The organism is Acinetobacter sp. (assembly GCF_036666595.1).
Taxonomy (GTDB): domain Bacteria; phylum Pseudomonadota; class Gammaproteobacteria; order Pseudomonadales; family Moraxellaceae; genus Acinetobacter.
Genome location: NZ_JAVWVO010000001.1, coordinates 127,982 through 139,796, shown reverse-complemented (window position 1 = coordinate 139,796; position 11,815 = coordinate 127,982). Strand labels below are relative to the sequence as shown.

The window sequence follows — 11,815 nt, the reverse complement described above, 5'->3', positions numbered from 1 at the left end:
CATGACAGCGAAATGGGTGGAACGAGAAAAACGCGCCTTTGAGATGTACAACCAAGACAAAACCATTTGCGATGAACTTTTGAATTTCTACTTTGCCGATTGGCTGCTGCATGCCTACCGAACCAAGTATTCCCAAGAAAACAAAATGAGATATGGCAAAACACCTGCAGCTGAACCGAAGCAGCTCACTGACAAACAAATCTCAACGTTTGCACAGAAACTTGCCCATCACCCAGAGTTTGCGAGCAAGCAAAGCGCGCCGGGTGACTCATACGAACAACTGGCATCACGCATTGCCATCAAACTCATGAACCCAGCCCAAGCGAAGAAATGGGAACCATACCTCAAGCAAGTCGGCTTCACTGGCAGTTTGCAGGGGGCAGCATGATTCCACACGGCGCAACACACATCGAAACCGATGGAACATTTTGGAAATGCATCAACGGACGTTGGTATTACTGGAAAGAACGCTTTGGATGGTGCGGATATGTCGGTGGAGTCAACGCAATATTTATGAACAACAAAAACGAATTGGGGACGATGTACGCATGAAAATCATGATTGGAATTGATACAGGGGTGAAGACAGGTTTTGCTGTTGCAGCAGACCGTGGCAAGGGTGGAGAGCTAGAACAGGTCGAGAGTCTATCTATCACTCAAGCTATGACCAAAGTGAAAGACTCCGTACAAACATGGGGTGCCCAAAATGTCTGTTTGTATATTGAAGATGCTCGGCAACGTACTTGGTTCACTGGTGGTCGTGAAAAGGCGCAAGGCGTTGGATCAGTCAAACGTGATGCCCAAATATGGGAAGACTGGTGTAAGGAACAAGGCTATCTGTACAAGATGATTCATCCTGCAGCCAATGCCACCAAAAAGAAAGCCACAGACTTTTTCCGTATGACAGGTTGGAAAGGCCGTACAAATGAACATGCACGCGATGCAGCCATGTTGGTGTTTCAACGATTAGCGAAGTTTTGAGGGTGCTATGAATAGCTTAAGCGGACTCAGTGGAGATTTAAAAAGTATTGCAGAAGTCATTGGGCGGGATCAGGCCCTGTACTTGGTGAGTCAATGTCGACGCTATAAAACAGAAAATCGGGTGGGTCGAGGTCAGTTGCTGCTGTATGTGCCAAAGCTGAAAAAATTAACCGCAGAGCATAACTTGGTTCAAGCCTTAGGTTATGACGATGCTCACAAGCTGTCGACCGTCTTTGGTGGAGAGCTTTTAGTGCTATCTCACTGCAATCAGATGATTCTATCGACTCGCAATGAAGGCATTAAGAACATGATGAAAAATGGATTTTCAATCACAGAGCTGGTTGAATTCTTTAATGTGACTGAACGGATTGTCCTCAAGATTTTGAAATCTGAGTTTTACCAAAACCAACTCGATCTGAAATTATGAATAATGAAACCTCTCTGAAATAAGAACAAAAATACCGAATACATCCATAGATTCAGAGACAGAGAAGAATGTCATTTCCAGATTGGTTAGCAGCCGTAGTGAAGTATTTGAGCGAACTCCAATATTTCATTGCAGGATTGATGGGGGCAGCCGTGGCAACTCGATATAACAAAGAACAGCTTAAAACACCCAAAGACTACGCCGTGTTTTTACTGTCAGGTGCATTTACAGCACATTACCTCACTTTACTCATCATGCATTACACGGCGCTTGCACCGAGTCATGCGGGTGGTATTGGCTTTTTGACTGGAGCGCTTGGTGGGTTGGTCCTACAAGAGTTCTTCGCTTGGATTAAGTCTGGCGCTTATAAGCAGATTAGCTTTAAAAAATTCTTTGTTGAGATGATGAAGAATTGGAAAAATGGTGGCAAGTCATGAGCATTGATCAAACGACTCAAATTGCTCAGGCATATTCGTGGTTACGGGCAATGTCAGGTGGCAAGCTTGAACAGTCACAAGTGATTGCTGGTGATGAAATCATTGCATGTCATGGCTTAACAACATTCGCAACGCTGATCGGGTTTTCATTAACCAAAGCCGTAAGTGGCCAGTTTGATATTTCAGGCTATGGCTATGCCATCATCCGCGAAAGCGAAGGCTTTCGAAACCAAGCTTATAAAGATACTGGCGGTGTTTGGACGATTGGCTATGGGACGATCAAATATCCAAATGGTGTGACCGTCAAACAAGGTGATACCTGCACCCAAGGCCAAGCAGACTTATGGTTGATGAATGATTGCAAATGGGTGGATGCATGTCTTGATAAGCACATCAAAGTAAAACTCAATCAAAACCAATTCGATGCACTCGCTTCATTCGTATACAACGTGGGTGAGAAAGCATTTGTAAAAAGCACCATGCAGACGCTACTCAACCAATCAAAGTTTGGATTAGCTGCTAATCAGTTCGACCGCTGGATCTATGACAATGGCAAAGTCATTGACGGGCTGGTGAACCGCCGTGCTAAAGAAAAACTCCTATTTTTGAAGTAGGTCGATATGAACATCAAACTCATTGTTGCTCTTGGCTTTTTACTGACCAGTATTTTCATTGGTTGGTGCTGTTATGACTATGGATATAACAGTGGCCAATCAGAACAAATACAGACTTATGAGACGCAGCTCGAAGACCTTAAAACACAGGCTGATAATGCGTTAAATCGTGAGCGTAATAGTTACAAAAAACAAGAGCAACTTGAGGCTAAGTACCTTGAAAAGATTAAGGAATTACAGCACAATGAAAAAACTCTTATTGATGAGTATCGCGCTAACAATCTCAGCTTGCGCGACTCACTCAAAGCCAAGAAATGTCCCGATGTGTCCATCGTTGCCGACAGCACCGTCAGTCATCATGCAGCCACAACAGGCGGACTTCACGACACAGATGTCGAGTTTCTTATTCGGTATGCCGCAAGAGCAGATGCCGTAGCAGAGCAACTCAAGAGTGCTCAAGCGCTGATCCAGCAGGACAGAGCCTTATGCAACGGTCAAACCGAACCATCTAATATCAATGAAAAAATAGTTTCCCAAGGTACTTCCAGAGGGGCACCCAAGGCGGGGGCAAAGACCTCGCAGGTTTTCATATCTGCGTGAATTTCAAAAGCATAGTTTATGTTTATGTCTCATTTTTTATAAATATTTGTTTTTTAAATATTAATTCTGAAAATTGAAGTAAAAAAGGGATTCCATGTCTGCAGTAATTAAAGGGCAAGAGGTAACCAGACAGGGATTAGCCAATATCTTTGGTGTGTCACTACCAACAATTGATAACTGGGTCCGTAGTGGTTGTCCGTATATTCAAAAAGGTGGTCGTGGCCAAGAATGGAAATTTAATACTGCAGCGGTTTCCAATTGGCTACGTGAGCGTGATGTTGAAGATGCGACAGGTGAAATACCTGATGATATTGAGTTGCTCAAAGTTCGAAAACAGAAAGCCGAAACTGAACTGGTTGAATTAGAGTTGGCTGAAAAAAAGGGTGAAGTTGCGCTGATCGCTGAATTTGAAAAAGTTTGGGCAATGGCTATGGGACAGTTACGACAAAATATTCTTAATGTTCCACAACGTGCTGTTTTGCAGTTGATTGGCGAAACAGATGAGAGACTATTTAAGAAAAAATTGAAAACAGAACTGGTTTTAGCTTTGGAAAAGACAGTTGTATCTGATTTTGATGTAGAAGATGTATGAAAGTAATTTCTAGAAAAGAAGCGATTGAGAAAAATTTAAAATACTTCTTTACTGGTAAGCCTTGTAAGCGTGGCAGTATTGAAAAAAGAGTTGTCAGAAACTCAGATTGCATTTGTGTTGCTTGTTCTCAAGCAATTAAAGAGATGAAAAGGAAGTCACAATTAAAGTGCAGACCTCTTAAAGGCCGCTTTATTCATCCTAATGAAGAAAGTCGAAAAAGAGCTTTAAAAGTATCACGTAAGAAGTGGCAAGATAATAATAAAGACAAGGTAAAAGTTTATAAAGATAGGTGGGCTAAAGCGCATCCAGAAAAGCACGTAGAAGGCGCAGCTAGACGGAATAAAAGATGGAGTGATAGCAACCGAGCGCAGAACAGTTTGTATGCTAAAAAATGGCGACAAGATAGAAAAGATTTAGTTAATTTATACACAATTAATAGAAGAGCCAAGCGCTTAAGTGCTACACCTTCATGGTTTTCTGAGCTTGATAGTTTTGTCTTGTCACAATGCACTGAACTTTGTGTATTGCGAAAGAACGCTACAGGCTTTGCTTGGTCGATAGACCACATGATTCCATTGCAGGGTGATGCGGTATGTGGTTTGCATGTTTGGAATAATTTTCAGGTTATACCAGCAAAGATGAATAGCTCAAAGCGTAACAAGTTAATTTTCATGGAGCCGTCTGAGTGGATAACGTCAGTAGAGAAGTATTTTCAAACTACCCACGCGTAATAGATGCAATGCGAAGGGCATTAGAGAATATTGTTCCACCACCAATAATGAAGCCTAGCGAATGGGCTGAAAGTAATATTCGTATTCCGTTAGGTAACGCGATACCAGGACCTATCAGCTTTGATAATGCACCTTACCAACGTGGCATGATTGATGTCATACAAGAAGAAGGAATTAAGCGTATTTCCTTTATGACAGGTGCGCAGTTGGGTAAAACTACAATTCAGCAGTGCATTACGACATATTTCATTGTATACGAACCCAAGTCACAGATATTCGTACAACCCACTCAAGGAGATGTGCAGACTTTTTTAGAAACTAAGCTTCGACCAATGATTGAAGCTAATCCGAGCATATCTAACAAGATGGCAAAGCCACGTAGCCGTGACGGTGTAAATAACAGTCGTATGATTTCATATGTTGGAGGCTGGCTTTTATTCTCTTGGGCGGGTTCACCTAAAACATTACGAGGTCGTTCTGCACCTGTTACACACGCGGATGAGTGTGATGGGATGCAGGCTACAACTGAGGGAGACCCAGTTGAGTTACTTGCACAACGTGCCGCTACTTTTGCTGATCAAGCATTAAGAACTGAGTCGAGCACACCAACTATTTCGGGTGCGAGTCGTATTGAAAACGCATTTAACCAAGGGGATAAACGCCGCTACTATGTTCCTTGTCCTCATTGTGGTGAAGCTCAATTCTTACGTTGGGAAAATGTGATTTGGCAGGGCCGTAAATCGACCAATATCCAAGATGCAAAGGAAGATCTAGACCAAGAACATGAAGTTGAAACATCAGCTTATCGCTGTGAATGCTGTGGTGAGGTTTGGTCTGATGGTGAGCGTATTGCTGCGATTCGGAATGCAGAAAAATTAGGATATGGCTGGAAGGCTGAAAAACCTTTTCAAGGTCATGCAAGTTTTCATGCACCAGAGATGCTTTCGACTTTTCGTAAGATGCGTGACATCGTGCAGTCCTATTTGGATAAGTTGGCGCTTGATGATTTACAGGTATTTGTAAACGTATCATTGGGTGAAACCTATGAAGAAAATGGAGACAAAGCAGATCCTGAAGTACTGCAACTTCGTGCAGAAGAATATACAACTCAAATACCTAATGCTGGTGTCTATTTAACTTGTGGCATTGATATGCAGATGGATCGGCTTGAGCTGGAAATTGTTGCTTGGGGGGTAGGCGAAGAAAGTTGGTCCATAGATTATCGAGTGCTTTGGGGGGATCCGCTGGGTGATGAGGTTTGGGAAGAACTGGATGATATTTTAGAAGATACCTATATGCATGAGTCGGGGGCTCAACTCAGTATTTCGGCTGCATGTTTAGATACGGGTGGAACTGCAGGTTATACACAAAGGGCTTATGAATATGTAAAGAGCCGTAGAAACAGGAAAGTCTTTGCAATTAAAGGGCGTGCAGGTTGGGGGATGCCAATTGTGCAAAGTCCGCAGCGTAAGCAGTCAGGTAAAGATAAACGAAAAATTGATTTATTTATTGTTGGGGTCGACGAAGCAAAACTGACAGTCATGCGCCGTTTAGATTTGGAAAAGAAAGGACCAGGCTATTGTCACTTTCCACATGATCGGGAAATGGAGTGGTATCGACAGTTAACGGCTGAAAAATTAATTATTCGTTATGTGAAAGGACAGCCGATTCGTGAGTGGCATAAGCCAGATCGGGCACGTAATGAGGCTCTCGATTGTCGTGTTTATGCTTTGGCTGCTTTAAAAATCATGCAACCGAATTTAAAGCGTGTCTCCGAGCGTGTATTTATTGAAATTGATGAAACTAAGGTTGAAAAAGAGGTTGAGCAAAATACGACTGAAGTTAAAAAAGTATTGAAGCGTAAAGCAATTAAAAAAACTGCTGTATCGGTAGTTGTTCCAGCACCTAAAAATACTGTGATTAAAAGGAAAAGGATTTTTGGGAATAAAAAGTAAGTTAAAATATACCTTTTGGATAAAAATATGAGCCTTCATAAGTACACTGTGGGTGATAATGTTGTTATTTGGAGGTATATGGATTTATCTAAATTATTAGATATTTTGGTTCACCGACAATTAGTCTTTCCAAGACTTGATCAGTTTGAGGATGTCTACGAGGGGCATCCTTCAAAGTTTCTTGAAGCTTTGAGTTATGCGTTTTCTGATCCAGAATCTCAGGGTATGCGTAAACTTGTGGAGAACGGTGTTAAAACCTGCTTTAAGTTAATTAAAGTTAGGGGGTACGTAAGTTGCTGGCATATGAATGACAATGAATCAGCTGGTATGTGGAAGTTATATTGCAAGACTAATGAATCATTAGTAATTAAAACTAAAGTTGGTAGGCTCAAAAGAAGTTTGACTAACCCTAAAAATGAGTTTGTAAACAGAATAGAAGTGGGACAAGTTGATTATAAAAATAATACGGAAGAATTAAAAGAGAAATTCATTGAGCTCTCAAGGAATAAGGAGCGTATTGATATCTCTTATCCAGATATTATATTTTCTAAAAGATCATCTTTTGAACATGAAAAAGAAATTCGGATTATTGCATGTAATGAAAACAAAATTCAGGATCCCGAAAATCAACATAAATCAGTTAGTGAATTAAAATCTACAACACCAGTCCTACAAAAAATTGAATGTAATGTTGAGGAGATGATTGAAGAAATTATTATTGCACCTGATGCTCCTCAATGGTTTGTTCATTTAGTTAAAAATATTGTTGCCAAATTAGGATACTCATTTCCAATTTCCCAATCGGAACTCTACACCTTAAAGTAAGATAACCTTTTCTGGCTCACTACTGTAATTTTTAAAAAGCACTTTCGGGTGCTTTTTTATCCCTTAAAATATAAATCATCTTATTTTAACTATGCTTTTTACTTATAAAAATATTCTGTTTTACAATTGTGAATAATGAAAAAAACCACTTAAAAAATGATGATAAAACCAAGAAAAAGCGCATTTTTGGTTAGAAAAATACATGAGTGGTCAATTGTTTCCCAGTCAAATCAAAGCGGGTACGACGTTTAAATTCCATCTGAACTTAACGGCATATCCTGCATCTGATTGGACAGTTTATGCATATCTACGTGGAGCAAGTGCAATTGATCTGCAGTCTACAGCGCAGGGAAATATGCATGTATTCAACGTGCCTGCAAATATCTCAAAAGACTATAAAGCTGGCCATTACGGTTTTTCACTTCGTGCAGTGAGTTCTGACACGGGTGAGGTAGAAGAACTGGAATCAGGTGTGCTTGAGATTAAAGCGGATCTTGCATCTATTTCAGAAAATACCGATTTGAGAAGCCATGCACAAAAAACTTTAACGGCATTAGAAGCAGTCATCGAAGGTCGTGCCAGCTTAGACCAAGAGCGCTATCGCATTAATAACCGAGAGCTATACCGTACTCCAATGGAGACGCTGATTAGATTGCGTAATCAATACCGTGCTGAAGTTGGTCGTGAGCAGGCGAAAGCATCAGGTAAAAGCCTATTTGGTCGTGTTGTACGGGTTAAATTGGGGTAATCGCTTAAATGAATATTTTTAAACGCCAAATTGCTGAAGTACCGAATGTCACTCAGATAAATCCTGTATTAGATGAGTCAGTAGTAAAAAGAGGGAGTCGAGTATTTCGAAATGCTGTTCGTTGGTTTAAAGCAGGTGTGAGTGACCGCTTAACTTCAGCTTGGCCATCTACACCAATACCCGCAGATTTAATTGTAGAGCGATACCAACGAACACTCGTAGCACGTAGTCGTGAGCAGTGTGCCAATAACGATTATGGTCGAAATTATCTACGCTTAACCCATCAAAATATTGTTGGTCCACAAGGTGTAACGCTTCAGGCTCAGATCCGCAATGCTCAGGGAAAATTAGACAATAAACTGTGTGATGCGGTGGAGCAGGAATGGTCGAATTGGAATAAGAAAAACCACTGCGATATCCAGGGTAAAAAGTCATGGCGTTCTATTCAACGTTCTTGCGTGATTTCGGCAGCGAAAGATGGTGAATTCTTTGTGCGGATTATCCGTGGCGCTGATGCTGGGAGTTATGGCTTTGCCATACAAATGATTGATGCTCAGCGTTGCCCAATTATGTATAGCGCAAAACTTTCAGGTGGTCGTTTCATTCGTCAGGGCATCGAATTTAATGCATTTGGGCGTCCGATCGCTTACTACTTCGATAGTGACTCAGAAGAAGAAAAACAATATCGCTTTGGCTCTGGGAACTATATCCGTGTACCTGCAGAACAGGTCATCCATGGCTATTTAGAAGAAATTGTTGGGCAAAAGCGCGGTATGCCTTGGACAGCTACCAGTCTATTTCGCATGAAACAACTCTCAGAGTTTGAAGATTCAGCGATTGTGAATGCACGTGTCTCTGCCAACAAAATGGGTTTTATTCAGTGGAGAGACGGCTTTGGTCCCAAGTTCGAAGACGACGATGAAATCCAAATTGAATCGCAAGCCGGTGAATTTCCAATGTTACCTGAAGGGGCAGAACTTAAAGAGTGGTCTCCCAATTATCCTACAGGTGAATTTCTACCGTTCCATAAAGCCATGCTGCGCTCAATGGCCGCAGGTATGGGTGTGCTCTATAACAACTTAGCCTCAGACCTTGAGGGCGTGAATTTTTCAAGTATTCGCCAGGGAACTTTAGATGAGCGTGAGCATTGGAAAGAACTTCAACAATGGTTAATTGAAGCTTTAGTCGAGCCTGTCTATTACGCATGGCTGGAATATGCCTTGCTCAAGGGCGTGATTAAGAAGGGCAATGTGTCACTGAAAGCCGTGGATATTGAGCGCTATACGCAAGTCACTTGGCAGCCACGCCGTTGGGCTTGGATTGATCCATCTGCCGATGTCACAGCCGCAGAAAAGTCGAAGAACAATATGCTGACGTCTGCAGGAGCCATTATTCGTGAACAAGGTAAAGATCCACAAACCGTATGGGCAGAGATAGCCCGCGATACTCGCGCCATGATTGATGAATTAGTAGCTCAGGGCATCAGTAAAGAAACAGCAGAAGAAATGATATTGGCCAGTATGGGGCGTAAACAAACTGCAGCGGTCGGACGACCTAAAGAGGGCATGTAATGAAATTTTTTAAAACTGATCTGGCAATGGTTTTAGCAGGTATGACGTTCACCCGAGATGCTTCTCAAACAAAACCTTTACCTGATTTTAATAAAGACAAACTGGTTCGTAACTATATCGTTGATGATTTCAAAGTGGACATGGAAAAGCGAACGGTCGAGCTTTCATTTTCAAGTGAAACAGAGGTAGGTCGTTGGTTTGGTGTGGAAGTTCTGGATCATAGTCAGGGCGCAATTGATTTCTCTCGCTTGAATACCCGTGCGCCGTTCTTAATGGATCATAACTCTCGTGATCAAGTGGGTGTGGTTGAAAATGCTTGGTTAGATCATTCTCAGCGTAAAGGACGTGCATTGGTTCGCTTGAGTAAATCCGCACGTGGTGAGGAAATCCTACAAGACATTGATGACCTGATTCGGACCAATATCAGCGTTGGTTACACCATCCAAAAAGCTATTCTGAAAGAGCAACGCAAAGAAGAAGATATCTATCTGATTACAGAGTGGCAGCCCTATGAGATTTCCCTCGTATCTATTCCTGCAGATACGAACGTAGGGGTTGGTCGTTCCGCAATTGTGAATAATGAAAATAACGCTGACGTTCCACAAAATGAGCCTATAGCAATTATTCCAGCGAATCAGCAAAGAGCAAATCGTATGAATTGGGACTACTTTACAGATAAAGACGGTAATCAAGTCCGTCAGCGCGTCAATGAAAATGGTGAGCGTTATGGCGACATTGAAATGGTACGTGCAGTAGGTGATACAGCGGAACGCGGAGCGGAGTCAGAGCGTAAGCGTGTTGGTGAATTAATGCAGTTAGGCGAGCGTTTTGGCGCAAGTGATTTGGTACGTCAGTACATTGATGAAAATAAGTCGCCAGCCGAGCTGCAAAACGCAATTTTAGAGCGTATGCATGGCAATCAAGGTAAACCTATTACTGAACAGCCTAAAAGCAACAATGCCAATATCGGTCTGACGGGTGATGAAGCACGTTCATTTAGTTTAATGCGTGCGGTACGTGCTATGTTGCCGAATGCAACGTTAGCAGATCGTGAGGCAGCAGCATTTGAGTTGGAGTGTTCGGAAGCGGCACAAAAAGCTTATGGTCGTTCTGCTCAAGGGATTTTAGTCCCTGCAGATGTGCTGAGTCGCGTATTTGAGGTAGGTACTTCTCAAAATGGTGCAACCTTGGTTGGAACCGACCACCGTTCCGATATGTTCATCGAAATGCTACGTAATCGCTCAACCATTATGAGCTTAGGTTTCATTATGGATGGATTAGTGGGTGATGCCGAAATTCCAAAGCAAACAGGTGGTGCAACTGCCTATTGGCTGGGTGAGGAAGAGGATGTTCCTGCATCTAGTCCTGCAACAGGTCAATTAAAACTAAGCCCTAAAACGGTGGGTGGTCGTGTTGAGATCAGCCGTAAGCTCATGCAGCAAAGTTCACCCGCTGCGGAACAATTGGTCTGGAATGACTTAAATCGTGCCTTGGCTTTGAAAATTGATAAAGCGGCTTATTACGGTACAGGCGGGGACAACCAGCCACTAGGTTTAAAAAATATTTCAGGTGTAAACGCGGTGAGCTTTGGAGCAGTTAATCCGACCTTTGCTGAAATGGTAGCGATGGAGTCTGAAATTGCTTCAGACAATGCCGATGTCGATCGTATGTCTTATGTGATTAATGCCGCTATGCGTGGTCATTTCAAAACAGCACCACGAATGGGAGCGGGTACAGAAAGCACGATTTGGGAACCAGGGAATACCGTGAATGGTTATCGAACTGAGGTCACCAATCAAATTGAAGCGGGTGATGTGTTCTTCGGCAACTTTGCAGATTTGATCATTGCGATGTGGGGCGGTCTGGATCTCACCATTGATCCGTATTCGTTAAGTGCAAAAGGCGGTTTACGTATTGTGGGCTTCCAAGATGTGGACTTTGTTTTACGTAACACTGAGTCCATTTGCTACGGCAAGAAAACCGTCTAATTGAAGAGCCACTGCGGTGGCTTTACCCTCCATTTTTGTGAGCATATATCCATGAAAACAACTGTCGTAATTGCTTTAACTTCAGCCGTCGTAATTGAGGGTGAAATTCGTAAAAAAGGTGATGAGGTCGAGGTCTCGCACGCATTGGCACAAGATCTGTTACGCCGTGGCCGTGGCACCTTGGTTGAGGACGATGAAGAAGATCAAGAAGTTGATTTGGCTAAGTTGAACAAAGCCCAGCTCATTGAGTTTGCGTTGCATGAATATGAACTTGAGCTTGATGCTTCGCTCACCAAAGACAAATTGATTGAAGCGATTCAAGCTGCTGCAGAAGCCGAGTAAAGCCT

General features: G+C 42.4%; 14 protein-coding genes (1 of these 14 only partly in view). All 14 read left to right on the top strand.

Annotated elements, in window-relative coordinates; all coding sequences use genetic code 11:
- A protein-coding gene (locus RR876_RS00705; protein WP_332637059.1) for a helix-turn-helix domain-containing protein crosses the window boundary here: on the top strand, positions 1-388 show its 3' end. The gene continues 623 nt to the left of window position 1, outside the view; only the last 388 of its 1,011 coding nucleotides appear in the window; the start codon falls outside the window, past its left edge; the stop codon is at positions 386-388.
- A gap of 160 nt (positions 389-548) precedes the next feature.
- Entirely contained in the window at positions 549-980 is a 432-nt protein-coding gene (locus tag RR876_RS00700) for a hypothetical protein (RefSeq protein ID WP_332477157.1), read from the top strand.
- Between the two features lie 7 nt (positions 981-987).
- Positions 988-1,407 (top strand): Mor transcription activator family protein, encoded by a 420-nt coding sequence (locus RR876_RS00695; RefSeq protein WP_279683342.1) that lies wholly within the window; start codon positions 988-990, stop codon positions 1,405-1,407.
- Between the two features lie 68 nt (positions 1,408-1,475).
- A complete protein-coding gene (locus RR876_RS00690) occupies positions 1,476-1,844 on the top strand; it encodes a hypothetical protein (RefSeq protein WP_201706365.1) in 369 nt (122 codons plus the stop codon).
- The gene (locus RR876_RS00685) at positions 1,841-2,458 is read left to right on the top strand and encodes a lysozyme (RefSeq protein ID WP_332477052.1); all 618 of its coding nucleotides are present in this window, start codon (positions 1,841-1,843) and stop codon (positions 2,456-2,458) included. The genes RR876_RS00690 and RR876_RS00685 overlap by 4 nt, the downstream gene beginning before the upstream one ends.
- A 6-nt stretch (positions 2,459-2,464) precedes the next feature.
- On the top strand, positions 2,465-3,058 hold the full coding sequence (locus tag RR876_RS00680) for a hypothetical protein (protein ID WP_332477053.1): 594 nt from the start codon (positions 2,465-2,467) through the stop codon (positions 3,056-3,058).
- Between the two features lie 94 nt (positions 3,059-3,152).
- Entirely contained in the window at positions 3,153-3,650 is a 498-nt protein-coding gene (locus tag RR876_RS00675) for a terminase small subunit (protein ID WP_332477054.1), read from the top strand.
- On the top strand, positions 3,647-4,381 hold the full coding sequence (locus RR876_RS00670) for a hypothetical protein (RefSeq protein ID WP_332477055.1): 735 nt from the start codon (positions 3,647-3,649) through the stop codon (positions 4,379-4,381). The genes RR876_RS00675 and RR876_RS00670 overlap by 4 nt, the downstream gene beginning before the upstream one ends.
- On the top strand, positions 4,336-6,336 hold the full coding sequence (locus tag RR876_RS00665) for a phage terminase large subunit family protein (protein ID WP_332477056.1): 2,001 nt from the start codon (positions 4,336-4,338) through the stop codon (positions 6,334-6,336). The genes RR876_RS00670 and RR876_RS00665 overlap by 46 nt, the downstream gene beginning before the upstream one ends.
- Positions 6,337-6,414: 78 nt before the next feature.
- Positions 6,415-7,161, top strand: coding sequence for a DUF2971 domain-containing protein (locus tag RR876_RS00660; RefSeq protein ID WP_332637058.1), 747 nt, complete (start codon positions 6,415-6,417; stop codon positions 7,159-7,161).
- A 202-nt stretch (positions 7,162-7,363) separates the two neighbouring features.
- The gene (locus tag RR876_RS00655) at positions 7,364-7,909 is read left to right on the top strand and encodes a hypothetical protein (protein ID WP_332477058.1); all 546 of its coding nucleotides are present in this window, start codon (positions 7,364-7,366) and stop codon (positions 7,907-7,909) included.
- An 8-nt stretch (positions 7,910-7,917) separates the two neighbouring features.
- Complete coding sequence (locus RR876_RS00650; RefSeq protein ID WP_332477059.1) at positions 7,918-9,480, top strand: phage portal protein; 1,563 nt, start codon at positions 7,918-7,920, stop codon at positions 9,478-9,480.
- A complete protein-coding gene (locus RR876_RS00645) occupies positions 9,480-11,468 on the top strand; it encodes a phage major capsid protein (RefSeq protein WP_332477060.1) in 1,989 nt (662 codons plus the stop codon). Before RR876_RS00650 ends, RR876_RS00645 begins: the two co-directional genes overlap by 1 nt.
- 51 nt (positions 11,469-11,519) lie before the next feature.
- On the top strand, positions 11,520-11,810 hold the full coding sequence (locus RR876_RS00640) for a hypothetical protein (protein WP_332477061.1): 291 nt from the start codon (positions 11,520-11,522) through the stop codon (positions 11,808-11,810).
- Positions 11,811-11,815: the final 5 nt, after the last annotated feature.

Bases quoted from the DNA above. Each gene is read 5' to 3' on its own strand.
- RR876_RS00680 (WP_332477053.1), top strand. From the start codon at position 2,465: ATGAACATCAAACTCATTGTTGCTCTTGGCTTTTTACTGACCAGTATT.
- RR876_RS00695 (WP_279683342.1), top strand. From the start codon at position 988: ATGAATAGCTTAAGCGGACTCAGTGGAGATTTAAAAAGTATTGCAGAA.
- RR876_RS00650 (WP_332477059.1), top strand. From the start codon at position 7,918: ATGAATATTTTTAAACGCCAAATTGCTGAAGTACCGAATGTCACTCAG.
- RR876_RS00690 (WP_201706365.1), top strand. From the start codon at position 1,476: ATGTCATTTCCAGATTGGTTAGCAGCCGTAGTGAAGTATTTGAGCGAA.
- RR876_RS00700 (WP_332477157.1), top strand. From the start codon at position 549: ATGAAAATCATGATTGGAATTGATACAGGGGTGAAGACAGGTTTTGCT.
- RR876_RS00645 (WP_332477060.1), top strand. From the start codon at position 9,480: ATGAAATTTTTTAAAACTGATCTGGCAATGGTTTTAGCAGGTATGACG.
- RR876_RS00655 (WP_332477058.1), top strand. From the start codon at position 7,364: ATGAGTGGTCAATTGTTTCCCAGTCAAATCAAAGCGGGTACGACGTTT.
- RR876_RS00685 (WP_332477052.1), top strand. From the start codon at position 1,841: ATGAGCATTGATCAAACGACTCAAATTGCTCAGGCATATTCGTGGTTA.
- RR876_RS00660 (WP_332637058.1), top strand. From the start codon at position 6,415: ATGGATTTATCTAAATTATTAGATATTTTGGTTCACCGACAATTAGTC.
- RR876_RS00640 (WP_332477061.1), top strand. From the start codon at position 11,520: ATGAAAACAACTGTCGTAATTGCTTTAACTTCAGCCGTCGTAATTGAG.
- RR876_RS00670 (WP_332477055.1), top strand. From the start codon at position 3,647: ATGAAAGTAATTTCTAGAAAAGAAGCGATTGAGAAAAATTTAAAATAC.
- RR876_RS00675 (WP_332477054.1), top strand. From the start codon at position 3,153: ATGTCTGCAGTAATTAAAGGGCAAGAGGTAACCAGACAGGGATTAGCC.